Below are 26,510 nucleotides of genomic sequence, written 5' to 3' on the forward strand. Positions count from 1 at the left end.
CGTCAGCCGCCGAAGTGGTCCCATCCGATCCTGGCCCGTGCAGGGTTCAGGGACTGCGAGGTCCCGCCGGGAGCCACCAGCCGGCCGACCCGAGTGAAGCCAGGCGGCAGCGGTGCTCCCCCGCTGAACACCGCCAGCAGCCCGTAGTCCTCTCCCCCGGTGCGGACCCAGTCCGCTGCGTCCTCTCCCAGCGCGGACGCCAGGGGGGCCAGTCCAGCGGCCGCCTGCTCCACCCAGTCCTCGTCCAGCTCCACGTCCAGGCCGTTTGCCGCGGCCAGGCGGGCGGCGTCCCGCGCCAGGCCGTCAGAGACGTCCAGCATGGCCAGCGCGCCGTGCTCGGCGGCCGTGGGTCCCGCCGTCAGGATCGGACGGGGGCGCAGCTGCGCGGCGGCGGCACGGGCGGCCAGTCGATGGATGCCCGTCCGGTCCAGTGCCCGGTCCAGGTCCGTCCGGGGTGTCTGCAGCACACTCAGACCCGCTGCCGCCCAGCCGGCCTTCCCGCAGAGCGCCAGGTCCAGCGGTCCGGTCCCGCCCTGATGGTCACGAGGGATCGTCCGTCGGACAGCGGGGCGGCCGTCCAGATCTCCGGTGACGGTGACGCAGACGGTGATGCGATCGTCACCGCCCAGGTCTCCGCCGGCGATCCGGCAGGTGTCCGCCCCCAGATGGTGCACGGCACCGGCGATCCCGGCGGCGAACCGGTCCAGCCACCGCACCGGCGTGTGGCCGGGCATGGTCAGCGCCAGCAGCAGGCTCGAGGCCCGCGCCCCCATGGCGTTGATGTCGGAGAGGTTCTGTGCGGCCGCCTTCCAGCCCGTGGAGTATCCCGAGTCGACCGCCCCGCTGGGCCAGACCAGCCGGAAGTCCCGGTCCTGGGCCATGGCGTCGGTGGAGATCACGAAGCGCCCGTCCGGTGCCGGGACCACGGCGGCATCGTCTCCCGGGCCCAGAGAGCCCTCCGGCCAGTCCTGGGCCGCCGGGACCGTCCGGAAGCGCCGGTGCAGCACCTGCAGGATCCCGGCCTCTCCCAGGCCGCTGACCGTGGGTGAGGTCATCGGCGTCCCCGTGCCATGCCGACTGCCTGCCGGAATGCCCGGTACCGGTCGATCTCAGCGCGCACCGGGGCGACCACGCGCCGCTCCGCGACCTCCCCCAGGGACTCACGCAGCCGTCGTCGGGCCCTGGATGCCCGCTGGGAGGCTCCCAGCCTCACCAGCGGAGCTGTCAGCAGCGCCAGCAGGATGCCGAACAGCAGCCCGCCCACCACCAGCAGCGTGGGGATGGGGAAGCCCTCCACCTGGGGTGCCGGGGGCAGCTGGAACTGCAGGTAGGCCGCGCCGGCGAGCACTCCCAGCCACCCCAGTCCCACCACGGCGGCCAGCAACGCGAGCCACTGGAGCACATTGACCACATGCCACCACCACGAACCGCGCCCGGACTGCAGGTCCGTGGCCGAGATGGCCTGGTCCAGATCGTCCGGCAGCGTGTCCATGTGGGTGCGTGCCGAACGGCGGATCGAGGCGCGCCAGGCCTCCGGCGCCCCCTGTGAGGCGGTCTCGGCAAAGGTGCGGATGGCGCCGTCCACCGCCGCGCGCTGCGCCGGAGAGCGCTCCGGCAGCGAGGTGCGGTGCAGACGGGGGTCATCGGTGGAACCCTCCCGGCGCAGGTTCAGTCGTCGCAGCGGATCACGGCGGACCTTGGCCAGCCAGCGCACCACGGGCCAGCCCGTGCGTGAGCCGGCCTCCAGCCGGTAGGACTGCCCCACAGCCTGGGCCACCGTCTCCGCCCCGGATGCCTGGGCCAGGGCGGCGGAGAGTCGGCGGACCTCGGCAGTCCCGACGTCGGCCACCTCACCGGAGCCGCTCGGCTCACCGGAGCCTGGGGTCGCGTCCACCAGGCCGGTCTCCAGGAGGGCTGCCGCAGAGCGGACGTCGGAGAGCATCCGTTCGGTGGCGGCATGGCGGTCGGTGGCCACCCGGGCGATCTGCTCGCGCACCCGGTCCACTCCTGCCCCGGTCCGGGCCGAGGCCGGCATCACCGTGACCTGGGTCAGTCCGTCCTGGGCCAGGATCTGCTCCAGCGAGGCCACCACGCGCGGCACGTCCTGCTCGGCCAGCCGGTCCACCTGGTTGAGCACCACGAGGGTGACCCCCTGGTGCGAGGCCATCGGCTCCAGGAAGTCCCGGTGCAGGGCGGCATCGGCGTACTTCTGGGGATCCAGCACCCAGACCAGCACGTCCACCTGGCCGGCCAGCCGTTCCACGATCTGCCGGTGGGCGGTGGTGATGGAGTCGAAGTCGGGCAGGTCCAGCAGGATCAGCCCGCCCTGCTCCTGCACCCGTCCCCAGGCGGTTCCGGGATCCACTCCCGGGGCGACCCCCTCGAGCTGGTGCCGCTGGCCGACTTGGAGCCAGTCCAGCAGCGGTCCGGAGCCCTCGGCACCCCAGACGGCGGCCAGCGCCTCGCTGGTGGTGGGCCGGGTGGCGGCGGCTCGAGCGAGCTCCACACCGGAGACGGCGTTGAACAGGGAGGACTTGCCGGACCCGGTGGCCCCGAAGAAGCCCACCACGGTGTGCTCGGCGGAGAGCCTGCGGCGCTCCCCGGAGCGGCCCACCACGGACAGCGCCTGGTCCAACACCGGCTCGGGGATGCGGTCCCGGCCCAGACGGACGGCCTCCTCCAGTGCCTGGAGCTGACGCTCCAGTGCGGACTGGTCGGTGGCGGATGCGGTGCGCGGGCTCATCGGGATCCCTCCTCGGACAGTCGCTCCAGAGGCGGGACCAGATCACGCAGTCGCTGGGTGTCCTCCGGAGTGCGGACCTCGCCCAGCAGCTCGGTGAAGCGTCGGGAGTCCTGCTCCAGCAGCGTCTCGACCCGGGTATGCAGGTTCTCCTGGGATCGCCTGGCCAGGCGGCGCACGGCATCTTCACCGAAGATGGACTCCAGCAGCTTCTGTCCCACCACGGCGGTGCCGCCGGCGATCCCCACCTCGATGCCCAGCAGGCCGCCGGTGGAGGCGAAGGAGACCACCATCAGGGTCACCGCCACACTGTTCACGCCCAGAGCAGAGATGCGGGCCATGGTCCGCTTCCCCGCCCCCTCGCTCTCGATCAGGCGCATCAGATCGCTCTGCCATCCGCGCACCTCTGCGGCGGCCTGCTCGGAGAAGTCCTCCGGGAGCCGTCCAAGGTCCCGGCTCTGCACCAGGGGGCGCCCGGCTGCGTCCTGCCGCCAGCGCTCCTCGGTCTCTTCAGCGGCCGCGGCGGCCTGCTCCACGATGACCGCATGCAGCCCGGTCTCGATGGCGACCTCCACGTCCTCAGCGGGGGCGGGTCTGCCTCGCAGCAGTGCCCCGAGCCGGTCGCGGAGCCGTCCGATCCCGGACTCGAGCTGACGGAAGAACTCTCCGGTGCCCACGAAGTCCTGCCACCGGTGCAGCACCTCGCCGCGCAGCAGCGTGCCGTCCTGGGTGGCCGCCAACACGTTGGTCTGCGCCCGGGCATAGGCCGACTCGGCGTCGGCGGCCAGGCGCGCCGCAGCAGAGCGCTGGTCGTCCTCAGCGGCGGCCAGCTCCTCAGCCCGTCCGGCCAGCTGCCGGACCACGCCGTTGAGCGTCCTGCGGGCCACGTCCGAGCGCGTGCCGCTCGTGGAGGCCAGGGAGCCCAGCCATCCCCGCAGGGGATTCACGGCACCGGCCGGCAGCATCCCGCGCTCGTCCAGTCGCGCTTCGGGCACCACGAAGAGCTCGGCGTGGGCCAGCCCCTGAGCCGTGAGCATCCGTCGCAGGTCCGCGGCGACCTCTCCCTCGGTGCCCGGTGGCACGCGGTCCAGGACCACCGCCACGGTGATGTCCCGTGAGGCGGCGTCCAGCAGCAGCTGCCAGGGCACGGCGTCGGCATACCGGTTGGCGGTGGTGACGAAGATCCAGAGGTCCGCGGCGGAGAGCAGCTGACCGGCCAGACGCCGGTTGTCCTCCGAGATGGAGTCGATGTCCGGGGCATCCAGCAGCGCCAGACCGGCCGGCAGACCGGTCTCGGCCACCAGCACCACGGAGTCCATGGCGCCAGGGTCCGGGTCCACGCCGGCCCGGTCCGCGGACACGGTGGAATCGGCATCGTCCGCGGAGACCCGGTGCCCGGTGATGCGCGAGAGATGCGGCAGGATCCGCGCGGTGGTGAACCATTCGGTGTCCTGTGGATGGTGCAGCAGGATCGGCTGCCGGGTGGTGGGCCGGATGGCACCGGCGCGGGTGACCGGATGACCCACCAGGGCGTTGACCAGGGTGGACTTGCCGGCGCCGGTGGAGCCGCCCACCACGGCCAGCAGCGGCGCGTCCAAGGAGCGGTACCTCGGCAGGACGTAGTCCTCCACCTGGTGGACCGCTGCATCTCGGGCGGTTTCGGCGGCAGGGGCTCCGTCCAGGCGCAGTGGATAGCGTGCGGCGCCGAGCTGCTGATGCAGGGACTCGAGCAGGACCACGGCGTCGGCGGAGATCTCCGCCGCAGTGCGGTCAGCGGAGGCAGGCTCAGGGACGGCAGCGGAACCGGAGCTTGGTCGGCGCAGTGGCCGTGGCGGGACAGGAGGTGGTGTGCTCACCGTCCCATCATGGCACTGGGGGCAACTGCCCGGTAACCCGCGTGGGCACAGTGCTTGATCGGAGGGAAAACGCAGAAGGTCCGGATCGTGGTGACGATCCGGACCTTCTGTACCTGGTGACCCCAGCGGGATTCGAACCCGCGTTACCGCCGTGAGAGGGCGGCGTACTAGGCCGCTATACGATGGGGCCAGGCGCTGCGAAACAGCTTCTTCAGTTGTCCGCCTCATCCAGTCTCCTGGCTGAGGCAACCCGGACAGCTTATCAGCCTCCGGTGGATCCTGCCAAATCGGCGTTCTCCGCTGGGGTACCAGGACTCGAACCTAGAATGACGGTACCAGAAACCGTTGTGTTGCCAATTACACCATACCCCAAGGTCTGTCAAGGGCTCCTCACTCCGACGGAACGGAACCCCTGGGTCATACCTTGTTTTTCGTCCCGGATCTCTCCGGCACAGGTGATGACTATAGCAGGGGTTTCGCGCCGGTGACAAAACGAGCCACCGCCCCCAGTGAGTCCCCGGTCCAGATGCCAGCAGGCACCTGGGAGGTGGAGGTTCCGCCGTCCCCACCGCCCAGGTCGCCGGGCACCGCAGAGGGACGCAGGATCAGCAGGGAGACCAGGCCGGCGTCCCGCGCTTCGAGCCCGTCCTTGAGCGGATTGTCGCCCACATAGAGCACATCCGCCGGGTCCAGGCCCAGGCCGGCGCAGCCAGCGAGGAAGGGAGCCGCGTCCGGTTTGGGCGCTCCGGCGGTGTCCGTCCCGACGACGACCTTCACCCGGTCCAGCCCGACCGTTGCGAGCTTGCCGCGCTGATACTCCTCAGTGTTGTTCGTCACCACTCCCCAGGGGATTCGGGCGTCATCGAGCCGGGACAGGAGCGGCGGGACGTCGTCGAAGAGCGCCCACCGGGACCGCAGCATCCGTTCGTACCCGTCAGGACCCCACAGGTCCGGGTCCGGCTCGGCGGCCAGGCCCAGCATCCGCAGCGCATCTCGGGCGCGGGCGAAGCGCTGTCCCAGGAAGTCCAGCTCACCGTCCACGTACCGCTGGTAGTGCCCGTTCGCGTCAGCGGCGAAGTGGAGGGCCGCGGCGGCCACGCGGCCCGGGTCCGGGAGTCGACCGCCCGTCAGTTCCGCCTGACGGGCGGCCGTCTCCTCGAAGGTGACCAGCTGAGCGGTCTTCAGGTCCACCAGGGTGTCGTCCAGGTCGAAGAGCACGCCCCGGACCTGCGGCGGCTCAGCCACGGATCAGACTCCCTGCTCGGCGGCGAAACGGGTGAGACGCGCCAGCGTGGAGGCCTTGCCCAGGATCTCCAGAGACTCGAACAGAGGCGGGGAGACCTTCTTGCCGGACACGGCCACACGGACCGGGCCGAAGGCCTGGCGCGGCTTCAGGCCCATCTGCTCGATCAGAGCCTCGCGCAGGACTGCCTCGAGGTTCTCCACCGTCCAGTCATCCTCCACGACGGCCTCCAGTGCGCTGTGCGCTGCGCCCACTGCCGCCCCCAGGTCGGCGGGCATGCCCTTCAAGGCTCCCTCCGCCGTCGTGATCTGCTCATCCCCCTGGAACAGGAAGGCCATCATCTCCACGGCCTCTTCCAGCACGGCGACACGCTCCTGCACCAGGGGAGCGGCGGCGTCGAGGATCTCCTGGTCCCGCGCGGTCAACGGCTTGCCCACCAGCTCGGCCGCCTGCAGGTACGGCACCAGCCGATCCCGGAAGTCAGCACCGTCCAGCATCCGGATGTGGGTGCCGTTGATGGCCGTGGCCTTCTTCTCGTCGAATCGCGCCGGATTCGCCAGGACATCGTGGATGTCGAAGGCCTCGACGAACTGCTCTCGGGTGAAGATGTCCTCATCGGCCGAGAGCGACCAGCCCAGCAGGGCCAGGTAGTTGATCAGGCCTTCAGGGATGAAACCGTGATCGCGGTGCAGGAACAGGTTGGACTGCGGATCACGCTTGGAGAGCTTCTTGTTCCCCTCCCCCATGACGTAGGGCAGGTGGCCGAACTCGGGCATGTACTTGGCCACGCCGATGGCATAGAGCGCGCGGTAGAGCGCGATCTGTCGGGGCGTGGAGGAGAGCAGGTCCTCGCCGCGCAGCACGTGGGTGATCTCCATCAGCGCGTCGTCCACCGGATTCACCAGCGTGTACAGCGGGGAGCCGTCAGCCCGGACCACCACGAAGTCCGGCACCGAGCCGGCCTTGAAGGTGATCTCCCCGCGCACAGTGTCCGTGAAGGTGATGTCCTCGTCCGGCATGCGCACCCGCAGCACCGGCTCACGGCCCTCCGCCCGGAAGGCGGCGGCCTGCTCCGGAGTGAGGTCGCGGTCGAGGTTGTCGTAGCCCAGCTTGGGGTCGCGACCGGCGGCACGGTGCCGGGCCTCGACCTCCTCCGGGGTGGAGAAGGACTCGTAGATGTACCCGGCGTCCTTGAGCCGGGCGATCACGTCCTGGTAGATCTCCCCGCGCTGGGACTGACGGTAGGGCTCGTGCGGTCCACCGACCTCCACACCCTCGTCCCAGTCGATGCCGAGCCAGGCCAGGGCTTGCAGCAGCTGCTGGTAGCTCTCCTCGGAGTCACGCTTGGCGTCGGTGTCCTCGATCCGGAACACCATGGTCCCGCCGGTGTGACGGGCCCAGCCCCAGTTGAACAGAGCGGTGCGGATCAGACCCACATGGGGGGTGCCGGTGGGCGACGGGCAGAACCGGACGCGGACCGGCAGATCGGAGGAGACAGCGGGGACATCAGAGGATGCGGCCCGCGCAGGGGCCGTGGAAGGCATGTCAGTCATGATGACCCGAGTCTATCCGCCGATGCAGGTCCGGCGACCGGCCGAAGCGGCCTCTGGGATACTGGCGGGGACCCGCCGTTCGAGCGGGCTCAGATCAGGAAGGGATCGACCACTGCAGATGCCGCACTCGACTCATGCAGGTCACAGCCGCCTCGACGACCGCGAGCGCTCGGACAGCGATCGCTTCTGGCGGATCCTGGTCCTCACCCGGCCAGGGCCGGAAGAGCTTCCGGAGTCGGCCGTCCCCGCCCTGCGCGATCTGGGACACCATGTCGTCGACCTGGATCTGGACGGCCATCGACTGCTCGGCCCCGACGGCACCACGGTCGCCCTGGATCGGCTGGTCCCGCTGGTGGAGAGGGTGCTGCCGCAGGTGATCATCGATGCCGGCGGCGCAGGGTTCCTGCGGCCGGCTGACGCTGACGTGTTCCGAGCGCGCGGCTACGTGGTGCTGGGACTGGAGGTGTCGTCGTCGGGAGGGGTGAAGACCACACTGGGCGGACAGACTCGTGCCCAGGTGCTGCACCACGAGGTGGGCCAGGGGGCCGCTGCCGACCAGGGATGGCTCCAGCTGTGGACGGAGGCGCTGGGTTCCCTCCACCGTCTGCAGGGAGAGGATGTGCTCGAGCCGATCCTGCCGCGGGCGAAGAAGGTGATCGTCAGTGGCTACTACGGCTCCGGGAACCTGGGCGATGAGCTCATCCTGACCTCGATCGTCCAGGCTCTCCACCGCGCCGACGCCTCCGTGCAGGTCACTGTGGCTGCGGAGAACCGGTGGGCGGCCGAACGCGCCCACGGACTGCAGGCCTTCACTCGCCACGACCACGAGGCTGCGGCCCACCAGGTGCGCACCGCGGCAGCCGTGGTGCTGGGCGGCGGCGGGCTCTGGCACGACTACTCGTTTGAGCGGTCCGGCGAGCTGCTCAGCTTCTTCACCGGGGCGAAGATGTCTGTGGCCGGATACGGCATCCTTCCGATGATGGCCCGCATCCTGGGACGGCCCTTCCATGTGATCGGCATGGGTGCCGGACCGCTCACCAGCCAGGCCGCGCGGGGCAGCGTCCGACTGCTGGCCGTGCAGGCCAGTTCGATCACCGTGCGAGACAGCGAGTCCGCCGAACTGCTGACCTCGCTCCCTCTGGCGGCTGCACGGATCACCACCGCTCCGGACGTGGTGTACGCCCTCGACCTGTCCTCGCCGGAGCCGCTCGAGGACCCGACGGAGGACAGCGCCACGCTGCAGACGCTGGCCGGGCTGCGGGCCACTCACACGGTCGTCGGCCTGAACCTGCGGGCCTGGGATCGTGACGAGCTCGACACGGTGGTGGAGGCCGTGGTGGATGCGTTGGCCCAGCTGGCGGAGCTGACTCCCCTGGCGGTGGTCTCCGTGCCGTTCCAACAGGGGCCCGAGCGCGACCAGCAGGTGATCCGCACCGTCGTGGACCGGCTGCCCGAACGAGTACGTCGAGTCGAGCTCCCCCACCGTCCCTCACTGAGCGAACTGATGGGTGTCTACCGGCATCTGGACGTGCTCGTGTCGATGCGGCTCCACGCTGCGCTGCTGGCCCATCGGCTGGGCGTGCCGGTGGTGGGCCTGGACTACGACCCCAAGGTCAGGCGGCACTTCGAGGAGGTCGACCGCAGTGAGTTCTGTCTTCCGCTGCTCACCACGGGCGACGAGGTCCTCGACCGCATCCACGCGGCACAGCGCCACGGATTGCCTGAGAGCACCCGGGCGATCATCCAGGGCCTGGAGAGCCGTGCTCGTCAGTCGTTGGATCGCAGCGCCGAGCAGGTCGCCGCGGCTGAGCGGCCGGACACCAGTCATCTGTCAGCCCTCAGGGCCACGGCTGACCGAGCGGCTGGTGCCGCCAGACCCGCTGATCTGACGGCCGCGTTCTCCGGGATGCGCTTCACCGCCACCGGGGTGCAGAGTTCGGCTGAACTGGGCAGGGACCGGCACCGGGCGACTGCCGCCGAACTGCGGATCTGCCTGAACACCGATCGGCCCCGGCCTGGGGACTCTGTCAGCTGGACCGGTCGACTGACGGTCCCGGGTGCGGGGCCGCACGCTGTGGAGCTGGAGCTGGAGAACGAGTGGACCAACTCCCGGGCCACCAGTGTGGTGATCGCCGAGCTGGAGGCCTGCGGCATCCGGTGGAGCCAGGACCTGTCCTTGAGCGCCGATCCGGTCCGCATCCGGCTGCCGCTGCATGCCGGCACGGCCGAGCACGTGAGTTTCCGCCTCCGGGCCGAGCGGACCGGGTTCCATTCCGCCGGTTGGCCTGCTGCGACGACCAGCATCCTGCGGCTGGTGGACGCCACGCCGGTGAGCACCACCGGGACACGGCCGATGGCCTCGGCCGGACAGCTGCAGGCGGTCCCCGCTCAGACAGTGGACGGCGGTGACTCCTCAGCTGTGCGGTAGAGGTTCTCGATCTCCGCCAGGATGGCCCGGCAGGCGGCCTGGTCCTGATCTCGGACACGGTCCAGTCGCGGCCGATACCAGTTCTCCAGGTAGTGCTCGAGGTGCTGGTCCACGTACCGCCGGTACAGCCCATACTCCCGAAGCCGCTGGACCCTCGCCCGTTCGAGGATCAGATGCTTGCGGAAGAAGGACTCGTCCAGGACATTCGTCACTGACCCGTCCCGGCCGGAGTAGTAGAGCAGATGTGCCCGATCGGTGAACGCGACCCGATCCGCTGTCAGCACGACCTCCCACCCGAACAGGGTGTCTTCACCGATGGCACCCTCCACGAAGTCCAGACCCCGTTCCGTGAACAGCGTTCGGTCCATCACCGCGGCCTGAGTCGAGATCAGGGGGAAACGACCCCGGTGGAAGAACTCTGCGCGGATGTCCTCCGGGACCCGCACCCCCTTCGCATGGCGGCCCATCACCTGGGACCGCTCGTCCACCTTGACCTGGTATCCCCCGACGAACTGCACCGAGCTGCCGGAGGCGTTCAGCTCCTCATAGGTCTCCACCAGCCGGTCGTAGCCGCCCGGGCTGATCTCGTTGTCCGGGTCCAGGAACGCCACCAGGTCCGTGGTGGCCGCACGCGCGCCCTGGTTGCGTGGCCGCGAGGCGCTGCCACTGCCCCCGTCGTCGAACCGGTGAAGGCTGATGTTCGAGCATTCCCTTGCCAGCGACTCGCAGATCTCCACCGTCTCAGGGTCACTCGAGCCATCGTCCACCAGGGCGACCTCCATCTGCGGCCACATCCGGTGGCGACGCAGACTGGGCAGGGAGACTGAGAGCAGGTAGCGGCCGTTGTCGAACACCGGGACGACCACGGTCAGCCGGGGTGCTCCCCCGGCGTCCTGGTTCGGCGCGACCGCAAAGCGTCGTCCCACGGGCCAGTCCACCTGGTAGGGGTCAGCGGCGTATCCGTCCAGGAGCTCTTCCCCGTCCTGCACGGCCCACCACTGAGAAGCCGGCTGCCGGGCCAGGGAGAACACGGTGTGCTCCGGAACTCCGCAGGTCTCGGTGTACTCGTGGACCGGGTGCTCGCCCAGCTGCCAGTCGGCGGCATCCACCAGCTGGGTGACGTAGTCACAGTCCGCGAAGCTGAAGGCGTTGAGCCGGTCCTGCAGATAGTGCTCGCCGTAGTGGGTGGCCGAAGACCACGGGGCCAGGTACGCGATCGACTCGGCACGGCAGAACTCGTCCAGTGCTGTGGCGTCCTGGAAGTCAGCCCGTGCTCGGAGGATCAGATCCTGATGCGTCTGGCGTTGCACGGAGGGGCGTGCCTGCTCGACGTCGTCGGCCAGGACCAGGACGCGGGCATTGTCCTGCCCCGGCTCCAGACCGACGGTGCTCAGAATGTGGTCGACGAGGTCGAACACCGTATGCCCGCTCAGCGCCCTGCGGATCCCATCGAGGCGGGCTCCGAGCTCCACCGGGGTGATCGGTCCGTCCAGCTCACCCAGGTCCTCCGGGACAGTGACTGACCTCACGTCCGGAAGGGCGTGGAAGACGGTGCTGGAGAAGGTGGAGAGGACCGAGAGTCCCTGAGCCTGCAGCTCGGCGGTGTCGCCATCCCACAGACTGCCGCCCAGCCTCGCCGTCCCCCCGGCCACGTGGTGCCGGAAGAGCTTGCGCAGGGCTCGGGTGTCCGCTCGATCCATCGGGCCCAGGGACAGCGACCGGAAGCGCCCGGGCAGAGCACGTTCTGTGTCGTTCAGATGCGGATCGACCACCATCAGGTCAACCCCGGAGTCGACCACACTGTCCAGCACCATCTCCAGGTCCTGGGCACGACGTTCCTCTGCCGGTCGACCTCCGTCATGGAGGACTCCGTTGCCCACCGATCGGAAGGTGCCGATGGGATGCGCCACCCGGGGATTCACCGCGAACGGCAGGTCATGCACCCTGCCCTGCGGCAGGTCGGCCTCACCGCTGGTCTGCTGGTGGGGGTCTGCCGAGAAGAGGTGGTCGACGTGGATCCAAGGGCCCGTCTTAGCCAGTCCTGTCCCGGTGGTGTCCAGGTACACCGTGGGGCAGCCGCGGTCTCGGGCGGTCTGAAGCACCTCCGTGAGCTGGTCATCCTGCCACAGCGAGGACTCGTGCACCCGCCCGGCGACCCACACCACCAGGTCCGGCATCGACTCGGACTCCTCGGGCCAGACATGTCCCGGGCGGATGCGGTCGATGCGGCGCACCGAGCCGTCGAACAGCTCCTGGGCGCGGTCGTCTCCGATCAGCCCGATCGCACGGTCGCGGGGGGCGTGACGCCGTGATCCACTGGTGGTGGGCAGCGCTCGAGCGGCGCTCAACAGCGCACGGCGCACGGCGTCGGGCAGCGGAGTCCGTGCGCGCTCGGCCATCCAGGCCCGATCGACGGGCAACACCTCGGTGTCATGGCGCTGCACGCGCAGGTGGCGCAGCTGCAGGGCACCCCTGCCCATCACTCGGAGGGCGATCAGGGCGTGGGTCGAGTCCGGTCGCAGCGCATGCAGTCGGGGTCCTCCGACACCGTGGAACGTTACCTCCGTCTTGGTTCCGGAACTGTCGAACTCCAGCACCGCCACCGTCACCTTGGCCGCCGACCCCGGATCGGAGCGCACCGCCAGATCGATGCTGAGCATCCGGGTGGAGCCCAGACCCGGCACCGAGGTCGTCAGCTCCGCGAAGTCGGCCATGCTCCCCCGGTGGATGAGGTAGTCGGCCTGGTCCTCACTGTGGTGGATCACCGAGAGCGAGCGGTCCCGAGTCTCCAGGGAGAAGACGTGACGGCGTCCCGGGGTCCACTGCCCCTCGGCCACCTCACCATGCATATTGTGCAGCCGGACCGGCCCCTGCAGTGTCCGGATGGACCCGCTTCCGGTGATCTCCCGCAACGTCCTGCCGGCGTGGGACTGGACCCGCAGGTGCCGCAGCTGCACGGAGCCGACACCGCGCAGCCTCAACGCCACCAGGTAGTGCGTGCAGTCCGCTCCGAAAAGGTGCAGATGCGGACCCCCCGGTCCGTGATGAGTGGTGCGCAGGGGCGCTCCGGTGCCGTCGAACTCCACGACCGCCACCTCCAGGGTGGCTGCCTGCTCTGGGCCGGGCCGTGCCGAGAGGTCGATGCTGAGCAGCTCAGCTGCGCCACGCTCGGGGACCCGCGTGGTCAGTGTGGTGAGGTCGGACTGGGTGCCGCGATGGACGAGGAGGTCCTCCTCCGACCGCAGATGATGCAGCACGAGGGCAGCACCGTCCTGGTGCTCGAGTTCGATCGAGTCCCGTCGCCCCGCAGTCCACTGACCCTCGTCCAGCACGTCGCCGGTCACCCCCGGCAGTGCCACCGGACCCTCCACCCGTTCAGTCTGCATCGGTGCGGTCAGCTCCTGAAGACGGTGGCCAGCGAGCCGATCGCGTCCACGGAGCACTCCACGCGCTGTCCCTCCCGAACCAGCCCGACCCCGGCGGGGGTCCCGGTGAGGATGACGTCCCCCGGCAGCAGCGTGAAGGCCTCTGAGACCGTGGAGACCAGCTCAGCCACACCGAACACCATGTCCGCCGTGGTGCCGTCCTGGACCAGCTCGCCGTCCAGATGGGTGGTGATGCGCAGGTCCTCGGTGTCCGCGACCTTCAGTCCGGTCTCGATCCAGGGACCCAGCGGGCAGGCGCCGTCGAAGCCCTTGGCCCGCGCCCACTGGCCGTCACCGCGCTGGGCATCACGGGCGGTGAGGTCATTGGCCACCGTGTACCCGAACACCACATCGTCCACCCGTTCGCGCGGAACGTCCTTGCAGATCGTCCCGATCACCACGGCCAGCTCGGCCTCGTAGGAGATCTCCTCGGACCAGCTGGGCAGGGTCACCGGCTCGCCGGGACCCACCACCGAGGTGTTGGGCTTGAGGAACATCATGGGCCGGGAGGGCACCTCGTTGCCCAGCTCGGCGGCGTGCTCGGCCCAGTTCCGGCCGATCCCCACCACCTTGGAGCGCGGGATGATCGGTGCGACCAGGCGCACCTCCTCCAGCGCATGGGTGCGCGAGGTGGGCTGGACGCCCTGGAAGAACGGATCCCCGTGCAGGGCGGTGACCGTCAGCTCCTCCAGGGGTGCGTCGGCCTCCCCCTCCACGAGTCCGTACTGAGGTTCAGCGTCAACGACGAATCGGGCAATGCGCATGGGCACCATCCTACGGAGGTGAAAGAGGTCCCGACGTCGGCCGCTCGAGGTGAGCGGGCCGGCGTCGGGAGGCCCTGGGGTCATCAGCCGGCGCTGCGCGCCGGTCAGGCCAGACGATAGAGCCAGCCGTGGCGGTCCTCGCCGCGTCCGGTCTGCAGCTCCAGCAGCTCACGGCGGATGTCCAGGGTGACGTCGCTGCCACCGGCGGACTCGATGACGTCCTCACCGTCGAACAGGCGCCCGATGGGGGTGATGACCGCAGCGGTGCCGCAGGCGAACACCTCGGTGATCTCCCCGCTGGCCACGCCCTCGCGCCACTCGTCCAGGGTGATGGTGCGCTCCTGGACGTCCAGTCCGCGGTCCTGTGCCAGCCGGATGACTGAGCGGCGCGTCACACCCTCCAGGATGGTGCCGGTGAGGGCGGGAGTGACGATGCGGCCGTCCCGGAACACGAAGAACACGTTCATCCCGCCGAGCTCCTCGACAGCGTTGTCCCGCGTGGGGTCCAGGAAGAGCACCTGGTCGCAGCCGTGGGCCGCGGCCTGCAGCTGAGGGGCGAGCGAGGCCGCGTAGTTCCCGCCGCACTTGGCCGCCCCGGTGCCGCCGTGACCGGCACGGGCGTAGTCCCGGGAGACCCAGATCGAGACCGGCTTGAGCTCGCCGCCGAAGTAGTTGCCGGCGGGTGAGGCGATGACCTTGTAGGCCACCTGGCGGGACGGACGCACGCCCAGGAAGCTCTCCGAGGCGTACATGAACGGGCGCAGGTACAGGGCCTGACCGTCGCCGGAGGGCACCCACGCCTGATCGGTGGAGACGAGCAGGCGCAGCGACTCCAGGAACATCTCCTCCGGCAGCTCCGGCAGGGCCAGACGCCGGGCCGACTGGTTCAGCCGTGCGGCGTTGGCCTGGGGACGGAAGGTCCAGACCGAACCGTCCTCGTGGCGGTAGGCCTTCAGCCCCTCGAAGATCTCCTGGGCGTAGTGCAGCACCGCCGCGGCAGGCGACATCTGGATGGGCCCGAAGGGCTCGATGCGGGCTTCATGCCAGCTGCCTCCGGCGCCACCTGCGCCGTCGGCGTCCCTGGTCCAGTCGATCGAGACCATGTGGTCCGTGAAGTGGTCGCCGAAGCCGGGGTCAGCCAGGATCTGCTCCCGCTCTGCGTCGGAGAGCGGTGCGGGGTGGGGATGGACGGCGAAGTCGGTGGTCACGGAAGGTGCCTTTCTCTGGTCACGGGTCGCACCGGACGACCGGTGGGTCGGGGTGGGACGGTCCGCCGAGGCGTCAGCAGGGTCCCTGTCAGGGCGCCACGGTCCTGACCATCATAGGTGGCCGTCACAGCGCAGGTGATCTTGATCACGTGCTGTGGGCGACCCCGGGGGCCTGGGGATCAGCCGGTCACGCTGGCGGCGATCGCGTCGCCGATCTGCCCGGTGCTGCGCGACGAGCCGTTCGAGCGCTCGGCGATGTCCGCGTGGACCGCCTCCTCGATCCGGCGGGCCGCCTCGGTGCGACCGGCCTGCTCGAGCAGCAGCGCGCCCGAGAGGATGGCCGCCGTGGGGTCGGCCTTCTGCTGCCCGGCGATGTCCGGAGCCGAACCGTGGACCGGCTCGAACATGGAGGGACCGGTGCCGGAGATGTTCAGGTTGCCGGAGGCGGCCAGGCCGATCCCTCCGGTCACGGCGGCGGCGAGGTCGGTGAGGATGTCCCCGAACAGGTTGTCGGTGACGATCACGTCGAACCGGGCCGGATCGGTGGTCATGAAGATGGTGGCGGCGTCCACATGCAGATAGTCGTGCGTGACCTCGGGGAACTCAGCGGCGACCTGCTCCACCGTCCGACGCCACAGGTGACCGGCGTGGACCAGGACATTGTGCTTGTGCACCAGGGTGACGTGGCGGCGAGGCCGCTGCTGGGCGCGCTCGAAGGCGTGGCGCACCACGCGTTCCACGCCGTGCGCGGTGTTCACCGAGACCTCGGTGGCGATCTCCTGGGGGGTCCCGGTGCGCAGGGCGCCGCCGTTGCCCACATAGGGCCCTTCGGTGCCTTCGCGGACCACCACGAAGTCGATCTCGCCGGGATCGGCCAACGGGCTGGGCACTCCGGGGTAGAGCTTGGCCGGGCGCAGGTTGGCGGCGTGGTCCAGGCTGAAGCGCAGCTTCAGCAGCAGCTCACGCTCGATCAGACCGGAGGGGATCCTGGTGTCGTTCGGGGCCGCGCCCACGGCACCGAACAGGATGGCGTCGTAGCCGCGCAGCTGCTCCAGGGTCTGCTCGGAGAGGGTCTCCCGGGTCTGGAGCCAGTGGTCTGCCCCGAGCTGGAAGTCTGTGGTGGTGACCTCCGGGTCCCCCGCGGCCTCCGTGGCCGCCAGCAGCACCTTCAGCGCCTCCGCCGTGACCTCCGGGCCGATGCCGTCCCCGCCGATCACGGCGATGGACAGCGGACCGGGCTGCGCCGACGCTGCACCGGCAGGGCTGACAGGGGCAGAGGTCTCAGGAGTGCTCACCATGACGGTGATCGTAGACCCGCCCTCCGCCACCGTTCCAGCATGTGGTCTCAGTGTCCACGATGTGGACTCCTGGCCGATCGCGGGGCAAGGGCCGAGCCGGGATCAGGCCTCGGCGGGGTCCTCATGGCGCGGGAAGACGCCGGACGGGGCCGGAAGCTCGCTGCCCGGCACCAGGGCGTCGTCCCAGGCGGCGAACGAGCGCGGCCCGGTCCCGGAGGCAGCGGTGCGTCCGGCATCTCCCCCGGCATCCACACCCAGCAGATCGAGCAGGCGGGTGGCCGAGGCGGGCATGACCGGCTGCACCAGCAGCACGACCCGCCGCACCGCCTCCAGGGTCACGTACAGCACGGTGGCCATCCGCTCCGGGTCGGTCTTGCGCAGCACCCAGGGCTGCTGCTCGGCGAAGTACGCGTTGACGTCGCCCAAGAACCCCCAGGTCCGCTCCAGCGCATGGTGGAAGTCCTGTTCGGCGTACGCCGCGCGGGAGATCTCCAGCAGCTGCGCGGCCTGGTCCAGCACCGCACGGTCGGGATCAGTCAGCTCGCCGGGTGTGGGGACCTTCCCGTCCAGGTTCTTGGCCACCATGGACAGCGACCGCTGCGCCAGGTTGCCCAGGTTGTTGGCCAGGTCGGCGTTCTTGCGGCCCACCACGGCCTCATGGCTGTAGGAGCCGTCCGCTCCGAAGGGGAACTCGCGCAGCAGGAAGAAGCGCACGGCATCCAGGCCGTAGCGGGCCACCCAGTCGGCCGGGGCCACCACATTGCCCAGCGACTTGGACATCTTCTCCCCGTTGTTGTTCAGGAAGCCGTGGATCATCACTCGCCGCGGCAGCTCGATGCCGGCGCTCATCAGGAAGGCGGGCCAGAAGACACAGTGGAAGCGGGAGATGTCCTTGCCGATCACGTGCAGATCGGCCGGCCAGTACCGCTGGAACTGCTCGGACTGCTCGTCCGGGAACCCAGCGCCGGTGAGGTAGTTCGTCAGGGCGTCCACCCATACGTACATCACATGGTCGGCAGAGGGCGCTTCGCCGGTGGCCGGCACGGGGACGTCGATCCCCCAGTCGAAGGAGGTGCGGGAGATGGACAGGTCCTCCAGTCCGGACTCCACGAAGCGGATGACCTCGTTGAAGCGGTACTGCGGCGCGGCGAAGTCCGGACGGGTGCGGTAGAGCTCCAGCAGCCGCTCCTGGTACTGGGACAGGCGGAAGAACCAGCTCTCCTCCTCGGTCCAGGTCACCTCGGTGCCGGTCTCCACGGCACAGCGCTGACCGTCCTCGCGGACCTCGGTCTCCTCCTCGGTGAAGAAGCGCTCGTCACGCACGGAGTACCACCCCGCATAGCGATCCAGGTAAATGTCCCCGTTGGCCTCCATCCGGCGCCAGATCTCCTGGCTGGCGGCATGGTGGTCCTGGTCGGTGGTGCGGATGAAGCGGTCGTAGGAGACGTCCAGCACCTCATCGTCCATCCGCTGGAAGGCCGCCGCGTTGCGCGTGGCCAGCTCCATCGGGGTGATGCCCTCCCGCTCGGCGGTCTGGGCCATCTTCTGACCGTGCTCGTCCGTCCCGGTCAGGAAGAACACGTCTCGTCCGTCCAGCCGCTGGAACCGGGCCATCGCATCGGTGCCCACCATCTCGTAGGCATGGCCGATGTGCGGCTCCCCGTTGGGGTAGTGGATGGCGGTGGTCAGGTAGTACGGCGCAGAGGAGGTCACCGCAGAAACATATCGCACTCCCACCGGCGGTCGCCTCCTGTGGCCCAGCACGACGACGGCCTGTCACCTGAGCAGGCAGGTGACAGGCCGAGGTCAGTGCCGATCCCGCGTCAGCGGCAGGGCCGTCAGTCCTCCAGGTCGATGCCGGCCACCTTGGCCGCACCGATGGCCTCACCGACCTGCTGAGCCACCCCGGCGGGCAGGGTGGCGTCCAGGGTGAGGATGGCCATGGCCTCGCCGCCCTCCACCTGACGGGAGACGTCCATGCCGGCGATGTTCACGCCCTGCTCGCCCAGGACCTGGCCAATCGTGCCGATCACGCCGGGACGGTCGGTGTAGCGGAACACCAGCAGGTGCTCGGCCATGGTGACCTCGAGGTCGTAGCCGTCGATCCCCACGACCTTCTGGATCTGCTTGGGCCCGGTCAGCGTGCCGGAGACCGAGACCTGGGTGCCGTCCGAGGTGGCCCCCTTGAGGGTGACGGTGTTGCGGTAGGCCGGGGACTCGGGGGTGGTGGTCAACCGGGTCTCGATGCCCCGCTGTTCGGCCAGGACCGGAGCGTTGACATAGGAGACCTGGTCGGAGACCACGTCGGTGAACAGGCCCTTCAGGGCGGCCAGCTGCAGGGACTTGACGTCCTTGTCGGCGATCTCTCCGGCCACCACCAGTTCCACGGCCGTGAGCGAGTCTCCGGCGGTGAGCGCCGTGAGGATCCGGCCCAGCTTCTCGGCCAGGGGGATGCCAGGGCGCACGTCAGGGTGGATCACGCCACCGGCCACGTTGACCGCGTCCGGCACCAGCTCGCCGGCCAGGGCCAGCCGCACGGACTTGGCCACCGAGATGCCGGCCTTCTCCTGCGCCTCGGCGGTGGAGGCGCCCAGGTGCGGAGTGACCACGGCGTTGTCGTACGCGAAGAAGTCCAGGTCGGTGGCGGGCTCGGTGGAGAAGACGTCGATCGCGGCTCCGCCGATCGCACCGGACTCCAGGGCGCGGGCCAGGGCGTCCTCGTCGATCAGCCCGCCGCGGGCCACGTTGATCACGTAGGCGGTGTCCTTCATCGTCTCGAACTGCGCATCCGAGATCATGCCGACCGTCTCGGGGGTCTTGGGCATGTGGATGGTGATGAAGTCGGCCTGGGCCAGCAGCTCGTCCAGCTCCACCAGCTGCGCGCCGATCTGCGCCGCACGGGCCGAGGTGACGAAGGGGTCGTACGCCAGGATCTCCATGCCGAAGGACTTCATGCGCTCGGCCACCAGGGTGCCGATCCGTCCCAGTCCGATGATGCCCAGCTTCTTCTCGTAGAGCTCCACGCCGGAGTACTTGGAGCGCTTCCACTCCCCCGCCTTCAGGGCGCGGTTGGCCGGGGCGATGTTGCGGGCCACGCCCAGGATGTGACCGCAGGTCAGCTCAGCGGCCGAGAGGATGTTGGAGGTGGGGGCGTTGACCACCATGACGCCGGCCTGGGTGGCGGCCTTGGTGTCCACGTTGTCCAGGCCCACGCCGGCCCGAGCGATGACCTTGAGGCGGGACGCGGCGGCGATCGCCTCCTGATCCATCTTCGTGGCCGAGCGGATCAGCACGGCATCGGCCTCCGGCAGCTGCGCCAGCAGCTTCGCTCGGTCCGCTCCGTCGGTCTGGCGGATCTCGAAGTCCGGCCCCAGGGCCTCGACCGTGGCTGGGGAGAGCTCTTCGGCGATCAGGACGACGGGCTTGGTTGCTGACACAGGGATTCCACCTTCGGGGGTCATGGAGGGTGGCCGGAGCAGATGTCGGCCGGGCGAGTTGAATTCTATGACGACGACGACGCCTCACCCGCCGGGGCAGCGAACGTGACGCTGGACCCCACCGGGTGCGACGTCGTCGGGAGTCCCCAGGTGCCCCGCCGCGCAGGCCGCAGCGGGGCACCTGGGGAGCTCACGCGGATCAGCGCGCTGCAGTGCCCTCGGTGTAGTCGTCGTCCGAGTCCTTCAGCCAGGAGAACATCTGGCGCAGTTCCCGGCCGGTCTTCTCGATCGGGTGGGCCTCGCCGGCGGCGCGCAGCTTCGAGAACTCCGGCGCCCCGGCGGCCTGGTCGTCCATGAAGCGCTTGGCGAAGGTGCCGTCCTGGATGTCGGCCAGCACGGCCTTCATGTTCTCCTTGACGCGCTCGTCGATCACGCGGGGGCCGGAGACGTAGTCGCCGTACTCGGCGGTGTCGGAGACGGACCAGCGCTGCTTGGCGATGCCGCCCTCGACCATCAGGTCCACGATCAGCTTCAGCTCGTGCAGCACCTCGAAGTAGGCGATCTCGGGCTGGTAGCCGGCCTCGGTCAGGGTCTCGAAGCCGTACTGGATCAGCTGGGAGGCACCGCCGCAGAGCACAGCCTGCTCACCGAACAGGTCGGTCTCGGTCTCCTCGGTGAAGGTGGTCTCGATGACGCCCGCACGGGTGCCGCCCACACCCTTGGCGTAGGCCAGGGCGAGATCCTTGGCCTGACCGGAGGCGTCCTGCTCCACGGCGATCAGCGCCGGCACGCCACGGCCGGCCTCGAACTCGCGGCGGACCACGTGACCGGGGCCCTTCGGGGCCACCAGGGCCACGTCCACACCGGCCGGCGGCTGGATGAAGCCGTAGCGGATGTTGAAGCCGTGGGCGAAGAACAGGGCGTCCCCGTCCTGCAGGTTCGGGGCGATGTGCTCCTTGTAGACCTCGGCCTGGACCTGGTCCGGGGTGAGGATCATGATCAGGTCGGCCTCGGCGGCAGCCTCTGCCACGGTGACCACACGCAGGCCCTCGGCCTCAGCCTTGGCACGGGACTTCGAGCCCTCGGCCAGGCCGATGCGCACATCCACGCCCGAGTCGCGCAGGCTCAGCGAGTGGGCGTGGCCCTGGGAGCCGTAGCCGATGACGGCGACGGTGCGGCCCTGGATGATCGAGAGGTCGGCGTCGTCCTCGTAGTACTTCTTGGTCACAGCGGTTCTCCTTGCGGTGAGGTGTTCTTCAGGTTCAGGGGGTCAGAGGTCTGGGGTCAGGACTTGTGGATGGCACGGTCGGTCATGGACTTACCGCCGCGCGCCACGGCGATGGTGCCCGAACGGACGAGCTCGCGGATGCCGAAGGGCTCCAGGACCTCCAGCAGCGCGGTCAGCTTGTCCGCCGCACCGGTGGCCTCGATGGTCACCGAGTCCGTGGAGACGTCCACCACCGCGGCACGGAACAGCTCGACGGCCTGGACCACCTGGGAGCGGGTTCCGGCATCGGAGCGGACCTTGACCAGCAGGTGGTCCCGCTGGACGGAGGCCTCCGGCGCCAGCTCCACGATCTTGATCACGTTGATCAGCTTGTTCAGCTGCTTGGTGACCTGCTCGAGCAGGTCGCCTTCGGCGTCCACCACCACGGTGATGCGGGAGACGCCCTGCAGTTCGGTGGGCCCCACGGCCAGGGAATGGATGTTGAACGCCCGGCGGGCGAACAGGGAGGAGACCCTGGTCAGCACGCCCGGGACGTCCTCCACCAGGACGGACAGTGTGTGTCGTGCCATGGCTCAGTCCTCCTCGTTCCAGTCCGGTGAGATGTCGCGGGCGACCTGGATGTCGTCGTTGCTGACGCCGGCCGGCACCATCGGCCAGACCATCGAGTCCCGCGAGACCACGAAGTCGATCACCACGGGCCGGTCGTTGATGGCCAGGGCCTGTTCGATCACCGCGTCCAGGTCCTCCTCGCGCTCACAGCGCAGACCCGCGCAGCCATAGGCCTCGGCCAGCTTGACGAAGTCGGGGATGCGCACGGTGTCGTGACCGGTGTTCAGGTCGGTGTTGGAGTAGCGGGACTCATAGAAGAGCGTCTGCCACTGACGGACCATGCCCAAGGAGGAGTTGTTGATGATGGCGACCTTGATCGGGATCTGGTTGATCACGCAGGTGGCCAGCTCCTGGTTGGTCATCTGGAAGCAGCCGTCGCCGTCGATCGCCCAGACGGTGCGGTCCGGGTTGCCCACCTGGGCGCCCATCGCCGCCGGGACCGAGAAGCCCATGGTGCCCAGTCCGGCCGAGTTCAGCCACTGGTGGGGGCGTTCGTAGCCGACGAACTGGCTGGCCCACATCTGGTGCTGCCCCACGCCGGCCACGTACACGGCCTCGGGTCCGGAATGCTCGTAGAGCTTCTCGATGACCTTCTGGGGGGCCATGAGACCGTCGTCCGGCGCGGTGAAGCCCATGGGGTAGGTCTCAGTGATGCTGTCCAGCACCTTCCACCAGTCGGAGAGGTCGACCGGTCCGTCCTCCTCCTGGCTCTCCCGCACGGCGCCGGTCAGTTCGGGGATGATCTCCTTGACCGAGCCCACGATCGGCACGTCAGCGGACCGGTTCTTGGAGATCTCCGCCGGATCGATGTCGGCGTGGATGACCTTGGCCCCCGGAGCGAAGCTGTCCAGCTGTCCGGTCACGCGGTCGTCGAAGCGTGCACCCAGGGTGATGAGCAGGTCTGACATCTGCAGTGCGGTCACTGCCCCGACAGACCCGTGCATGCCGGGCATGCCCAGGTGCTGGCGATGCGAATCCGGGAACACGCCACGTGCCGTCAGCGTGGTGACCACGGGCGCCCCCGTGGCCTCGGCCAGCTCCATCAGCTCCTGGCTGGCATGTCCCCGCGAGACTCCGCCGCCTACATAGAGCACGGGTCGCTGAGACTGCTGGATCAGCCGTGCGGCCTCACGCACCTGCTTCGAATGGCCGCGCACCACGGTGCGGTAACCCGGCAGGTCGATCTTCGGCGGCCACGAGAAGTCCATGCTGCCCTGCTGGGCGTCCTTGGAGATGTCGATCAGCACCGGACCGGGCCGACCGGTGGTGGCGATGTGGAATGCCTCGGCCAGCGCCTGCGGGATGTCCTCAGCGCGGGTGACCAGGCGCGAATGCTTGGTGATGGGCATGGTGATGCCCACGATGTCCGCCTCCTGGAAGGCGTCGGTGCCGATCACGGCCGAGGAGACCTGGCCGGTGATGAAGACCACGGCTTCGGAGTCCATGTGGGCATCGGCGATCGCGGTCACCAGATTGGTGGCTCCGGGTCCGGAGGTGGCGATCGCCACCCCCGGCCGTCCGGTCACCAGGTAGTAGCCCTGGGCGGCATGCCCGGCACCCTGTTCGTGACGGACCAGCACGTGACGGATCTGGCTGGAGTCCATCAGCGGGTCATAGGTCGGCAGAATGGCTCCGCCGGGCAGACCGAAGACGTCGGTGACGCCCAGTTCCTCCAGGGAACGGACGATGGCCTGCGAACCGGTCATCGGCGTCGGCTCGAAGACGCGGTTGGGCCCCGGGACCAGGCTGTCGGTCGACGCCTCTGACCTGGACCGGTTCTCTCGGGACGGATGCGCGGGCATCACCGAGGGGGTGATGCGTGCTCCTGTGCTCATGTGCTCTGCCCTCGACTTCAGATGTACGTGTGATGTACCTGGGTCCGACCGGGTGTTCCCCGGTCCGGCCGCCTGGCGGCGGTGCATGCTGTGCGGCCCAGGCCGACCGGGTGGTCGACCTGCACTGCGGTCCAACAGAAAACCCCCGACGACGGCCGGTCGGCCTGCTCGGGGGTGGGCGCGTGGCGGCGGGCTCACCCGCCGGACTGAGGATTCCTCAGGCCACGCGCTGGATAACGACGATGCGTCGGGAGCATCCGGTGCTGAACATGGATCCAGTATTCCTGAGCGTGCGCACCGAGTGTCAATCACCCCACCGCGCGTCTCGCATAGTGAGACGCATGTCCACCTGGTGGACGGCGTGCGGGTGGACCCACACGCCGTCCTGGGGTCACCCGCAGTAGGCGCCCTCAGCGGCAGAATGGACCAGCTTGGCGTACTTGCCGAGCACGCCGGTGGTGAACTTGGCCGCCATCGGCTGCCAGCCCTCACGGCGTCCGGCCAGCTCCGACTCGTCGACCAGCAGGTCGATGGTGCGGGCGGCGATGTCCACCCGGATCCGATCCCCGTCACGGACGAAGGCGATCGGGCCGCCGTCGGCCGCCTCGGGAGCGATATGGCCGATGCACAGACCGGTGGTGCCGCCGGAGAATCGTCCGTCCGTCAGCAGGAGCACGTCCTTGCCCAGGCCAGCGCCCTTGATGGCACCGGTGATGGCCAGCATCTCGCGCATGCCGGGACCACCCTTGGGGCCCTCGTACCGGATGACCACCACGTCACCGGCCTGCAGCTCTCCGGCCTCCAGAGCGTCCATGGCGTGGCGCTCCCGCTCGAACACGCGGGCCGTTCCTTCGAAGACCTCGGCATCGAAGCCGGCCGACTTCACCACGGCACCCTCAGGGGCCAGCGAGCCGTGCAGCACGGCGATGCCTCCGTTGTGGTGCATCGGGTTGTCCAACTGGCGCAGGACCTTGCCGTCCAGGGCGGGAGGATCGATCTCGGCCAGGTTCTCCGCCACGGTCTTGCCGGTGACGGTCAGTGCATCCCCGTGGATCAGTCCGGCGTCCAGCAGCGCCTTCATGATGACCGGGACGCCGCCGACCTGGTCGACATCGAACATGACGTACTCGCCGAAAGGCTTGAGGTTGCCCAGGTGCGGGACCTTGTCCCCGATCCGGTTGAAGTCCTCCAGCGTCAGGTCCACCTCGGCCTCACGGGCGATGGCCAGCAGGTGCAGGACGGCGTTGGAGGAGCCGCCGAAGGCCATCGTCACCGCGATCGCGTTCTCGAAGGCCTTCTTGGTCAGGATGTCTCGGGAGGTGATGCCCAGTCGAAGCAGGTTCACCACGGCCTCGCCCGATCGGCGGGAGAAGGCGTCGCGGCGACGGTCAGCCGAGGGCGGAGCGGCAGAGCCGGGCAGGGACATCCCGAGGGCCTCACCGATGCAGGCCATCGTGTTGGCGGTGTACATGCCGCCGCAGGCACCTTCTCCGGGGCAGATGGCCCGCTCGATCGCATCCAGATCCTTCTCGCTCATCAATCCGCGAGCGCAGGCGCCGACCGCCTCGAAGGCATCGATGAGCGTGACCTCCTTGGTGGTCCCGTCCTCGAGCTGGGCATAGCCGGGCATGATCGTTCCGGCGTAGACGAAGACGCTGGCCAGGTCAAGGCGCGCAGCCGCCATGAGCATGCCGGGCAGGGACTTGTCGCAGCCGGCGAGCAGGACGGACCCGTCCAGTCGCTCGGCCTGCATCACCGTCTCCACCGAGTCGGCGATGATCTCTCGGGAGACCAGAGAGAAGTGCATGCCATCGTGACCCATGGAGATGCCGTCCGAGACGGAGATGGTCCCGAACTCGAGGGGGTATCCGCCTCCGGCATGGACGCCGTCCTTGGATGCCTGCGCCAGGCGGTCCAGGGAGAGGTTGCAGGGAGTGATCTCGTTCCACGAGCTGGCGATGCCGATCTGCGGCTTGGCGAAGTCGTCGTCGCCCATGCCCACAGCGCGGAGCATGCCGCGAGCGGGGGCTCGCTCCATGCCGTCCGTCACCTGGCGTGAGCGCGGCTTGATGTCGATCGAGGGCTGAGTGGCGTCGGCGGTGCCGGAGTCTGCGGTGGAGCTGGTCATGGCGCCCATCCTAGATCCGAGCTCCGTCCGGCCGACCAGAGTGACTGGTGCATGACGCGGACAGAGGCACGACGACAGCCTCCCGGTCTCCCAGCGGACCGATGGACCGCGCCGCCGCCGTCCGCTCTCAGCGGAGTCCGGCCTGTCCAGGAGATCCGCATCACAACGTTCCCTAAAATACTGGGCATGGACAGCGGGGACCTGAAACGTGCGCTGCGCCGGGTCTTCGACACCCAGGTGCTCAATCACGGCGACTACAACCTGGTCTACGGTCAGCCGTCCGGCTCCGGTCCGGCGCTGGTCATCGGCTACCGACGTCAGCCGCTCGAGCTGCTGCTGTGCCCCGTGGATGTGGCGTCAGCCGCCGGGCAGGAATCCTGTGGTGCAGCACCGCCGTCAGCTCCGCTGGCCAGCGTCGCGCTCACCAACGTCGCCACCCTCGCGGACACGGGCCACGGGTACCAGGTGGAGACGGTCACCGGATATCGCACCTGGTTCGAGGTCTCGCCGACTCCCGCCGTCCCCGTCGGCGCCGCTCGTGACCACGAGGAGGGCTTCGTGGTGCTGGACCAGGCGGATGACTCAGAGGACTTCCACCAGTTCATGGGGCATTTCATGGACACTTTGGACGCCTTCTACTCCGAGACCCCGGAATGACCACCGGAGCCGTCCTCCTCGAGCCCACCTAGGGGTGACCGAGATCGCATCCAGCGGATTGGCGGTCGCTGAGATGCTCTGGTACAGTTTTTCCTCGTTGC

17 protein-coding genes and 2 tRNA genes are annotated in these 26,510 nt (G+C 69.2%); 2 read left to right on the forward strand and 17 right to left on the reverse strand.

All coding sequences use genetic code 11. From position 1 onward, the window contains the following. Positions 1–2: 2 nt before the first annotated feature. The 7 genes from BM355_RS03305 to gltX form a co-directional block, all read right to left on the reverse strand. Positions 3–1,055: a thiamine-phosphate kinase gene (locus tag BM355_RS03305; protein ID WP_091694505.1), complete on the reverse strand. Its 1,053-nt coding sequence runs from the start codon at positions 1,053–1,055 to the stop codon at positions 3–5. Next, positions 1,052–2,743, reverse strand: coding sequence for a GTPase (locus BM355_RS03310; protein WP_091694508.1), 1,692 nt, complete (start codon positions 2,741–2,743; stop codon positions 1,052–1,054). Before BM355_RS03310 ends, BM355_RS03305 begins: the two co-directional genes overlap by 4 nt. Next, a complete protein-coding gene (locus BM355_RS03315; protein WP_091695324.1) occupies positions 2,740–4,494 on the reverse strand; it encodes a dynamin family protein in 1,755 nt (584 codons plus the stop codon). The genes BM355_RS03310 and BM355_RS03315 overlap by 4 nt, the downstream gene beginning before the upstream one ends. Before the next feature lie 216 nt (positions 4,495–4,710). Beyond that, positions 4,711–4,786, reverse strand: a tRNA-Glu gene (locus tag BM355_RS03320). A 110-nt stretch (positions 4,787–4,896) separates the two neighbouring features. Then, positions 4,897–4,968 (reverse strand) — tRNA-Gln (locus BM355_RS03325). Positions 4,969–5,058: 90 nt separating this feature from the next. Beyond that, positions 5,059–5,841 carry an HAD family hydrolase gene (locus tag BM355_RS03330; RefSeq protein ID WP_091694512.1) on the reverse strand — a complete coding sequence of 261 codons (783 nt, stop codon included), beginning with the start codon at positions 5,839–5,841 and terminating at the stop codon, positions 5,059–5,061. Positions 5,842–5,844: 3 nt separating this feature from the next. Continuing rightward, a complete protein-coding gene (gltX, locus tag BM355_RS03335; protein WP_091694516.1) occupies positions 5,845–7,392 on the reverse strand; it encodes a glutamate--tRNA ligase in 1,548 nt (515 codons plus the stop codon). A gap of 118 nt (positions 7,393–7,510) precedes the next feature. On the opposite strand from gltX, the gene BM355_RS03340 reads away from it, so the two are divergent. Beyond that, complete coding sequence (locus BM355_RS03340; RefSeq protein ID WP_091694519.1) at positions 7,511–9,820, forward strand: polysaccharide pyruvyl transferase family protein; 2,310 nt, start codon at positions 7,511–7,513, stop codon at positions 9,818–9,820. On the opposite strand, the gene BM355_RS03345 is transcribed toward BM355_RS03340, so the two are convergent. The 10 genes from BM355_RS03345 to ilvD all read right to left on the reverse strand — a co-directional run bounded on the left by BM355_RS03345 (position 9,781) and on the right by ilvD (position 25,752). Further along, a complete protein-coding gene (locus tag BM355_RS03345; protein WP_091694522.1) occupies positions 9,781–13,206 on the reverse strand; it encodes a glycosyltransferase in 3,426 nt (1,141 codons plus the stop codon). The genes BM355_RS03340 and BM355_RS03345 overlap by 40 nt on opposite strands. An 8-nt stretch (positions 13,207–13,214) precedes the next feature. Continuing rightward, positions 13,215–14,009 (reverse strand): fumarylacetoacetate hydrolase family protein, encoded by a 795-nt coding sequence (locus tag BM355_RS03350; RefSeq protein ID WP_091694527.1) that lies wholly within the window; start codon positions 14,007–14,009, stop codon positions 13,215–13,217. A 104-nt stretch (positions 14,010–14,113) separates the two neighbouring features. Further along, complete coding sequence (locus BM355_RS03355; protein ID WP_091694532.1) at positions 14,114–15,217, reverse strand: branched-chain amino acid aminotransferase; 1,104 nt, start codon at positions 15,215–15,217, stop codon at positions 14,114–14,116. Positions 15,218–15,396: 179 nt separating this feature from the next. Next, a complete protein-coding gene (locus BM355_RS03360; RefSeq protein WP_091695327.1) occupies positions 15,397–16,515 on the reverse strand; it encodes a 3-isopropylmalate dehydrogenase in 1,119 nt (372 codons plus the stop codon). 102 nt (positions 16,516–16,617) lie between these two features. Beyond that, entirely contained in the window at positions 16,618–18,228 is a 1,611-nt protein-coding gene (metG, locus tag BM355_RS03365) for a methionine--tRNA ligase (protein WP_091694535.1), read from the reverse strand. 125 nt (positions 18,229–18,353) lie between these two features. After that, positions 18,354–19,976 (reverse strand): phosphoglycerate dehydrogenase, encoded by a 1,623-nt coding sequence (serA, locus tag BM355_RS03370; protein ID WP_091694538.1) that lies wholly within the window; start codon positions 19,974–19,976, stop codon positions 18,354–18,356. Positions 19,977–20,151: 175 nt separating this feature from the next. Continuing rightward, positions 20,152–21,180 carry a ketol-acid reductoisomerase gene (gene ilvC / locus BM355_RS03375; protein WP_091694540.1) on the reverse strand — a complete coding sequence of 343 codons (1,029 nt, stop codon included), beginning with the start codon at positions 21,178–21,180 and terminating at the stop codon, positions 20,152–20,154. Between the two features lie 56 nt (positions 21,181–21,236). Beyond that, positions 21,237–21,749: an acetolactate synthase small subunit gene (gene ilvN, locus BM355_RS03380; RefSeq protein ID WP_091694543.1), complete on the reverse strand. Its 513-nt coding sequence runs from the start codon at positions 21,747–21,749 to the stop codon at positions 21,237–21,239. Positions 21,750–21,752: 3 nt separating this feature from the next. Then, positions 21,753–23,624 carry an acetolactate synthase large subunit gene (locus tag BM355_RS03385; protein ID WP_091694548.1) on the reverse strand — a complete coding sequence of 624 codons (1,872 nt, stop codon included), beginning with the start codon at positions 23,622–23,624 and terminating at the stop codon, positions 21,753–21,755. 391 nt (positions 23,625–24,015) lie between these two features. Then, positions 24,016–25,752 carry a dihydroxy-acid dehydratase gene (ilvD, locus tag BM355_RS03390; RefSeq protein WP_091695330.1) on the reverse strand — a complete coding sequence of 579 codons (1,737 nt, stop codon included), beginning with the start codon at positions 25,750–25,752 and terminating at the stop codon, positions 24,016–24,018. Positions 25,753–25,938: 186 nt separating this feature from the next. Here ilvD and BM355_RS03395 point away from each other — a divergent pair, with 186 nt between their 5' ends. Beyond that, on the forward strand, positions 25,939–26,409 hold the full coding sequence (locus BM355_RS03395; protein ID WP_091694551.1) for a hypothetical protein: 471 nt from the start codon (positions 25,939–25,941) through the stop codon (positions 26,407–26,409). Positions 26,410–26,510 lie beyond the last annotated feature (101 nt).

Origin of the sequence: Micrococcus terreus (assembly GCF_900116905.1) — a bacterium.
Lineage (GTDB): Bacteria > Actinomycetota > Actinomycetes > Actinomycetales > Micrococcaceae > Citricoccus > Citricoccus terreus.

What these genes read in the sequence shown, in the direction of transcription:
- BM355_RS03395 (WP_091694551.1), top strand. Translation starts at nt 25,939, where the DNA reads ATGGACAGCGGGGACCTGAAACGTGCGCTGCGCCGGGTCTTCGACACC.
- gltX (WP_091694516.1), bottom strand. Translation starts at nt 7,392, where the DNA reads ATGACTGACATGCCTTCCACGGCCCCTGCGCGGGCCGCATCCTCTGAT.
- BM355_RS03385 (WP_091694548.1), bottom strand. Translation starts at nt 23,624, where the DNA reads ATGAGCACAGGAGCACGCATCACCCCCTCGGTGATGCCCGCGCATCCG.
- BM355_RS03340 (WP_091694519.1), top strand. Translation starts at nt 7,511, where the DNA reads ATGCCGCACTCGACTCATGCAGGTCACAGCCGCCTCGACGACCGCGAG.
- BM355_RS03310 (WP_091694508.1), bottom strand. Translation starts at nt 2,743, where the DNA reads ATGAGCCCGCGCACCGCATCCGCCACCGACCAGTCCGCACTGGAGCGT.
- BM355_RS03305 (WP_091694505.1), bottom strand. Translation starts at nt 1,055, where the DNA reads ATGACCTCACCCACGGTCAGCGGCCTGGGAGAGGCCGGGATCCTGCAG.
- serA (WP_091694538.1), bottom strand. Translation starts at nt 19,976, where the DNA reads ATGACCCCCGAAGGTGGAATCCCTGTGTCAGCAACCAAGCCCGTCGTC.
- BM355_RS03360 (WP_091695327.1), bottom strand. Translation starts at nt 16,515, where the DNA reads ATGGTGAGCACTCCTGAGACCTCTGCCCCTGTCAGCCCTGCCGGTGCA.
- ilvN (WP_091694543.1), bottom strand. Translation starts at nt 21,749, where the DNA reads ATGGCACGACACACACTGTCCGTCCTGGTGGAGGACGTCCCGGGCGTG.
- ilvD (WP_091695330.1), bottom strand. Translation starts at nt 25,752, where the DNA reads ATGACCAGCTCCACCGCAGACTCCGGCACCGCCGACGCCACTCAGCCC.
- BM355_RS03350 (WP_091694527.1), bottom strand. Translation starts at nt 14,009, where the DNA reads ATGCGCATTGCCCGATTCGTCGTTGACGCTGAACCTCAGTACGGACTC.
- BM355_RS03345 (WP_091694522.1), bottom strand. Translation starts at nt 13,206, where the DNA reads ATGCAGACTGAACGGGTGGAGGGTCCGGTGGCACTGCCGGGGGTGACC.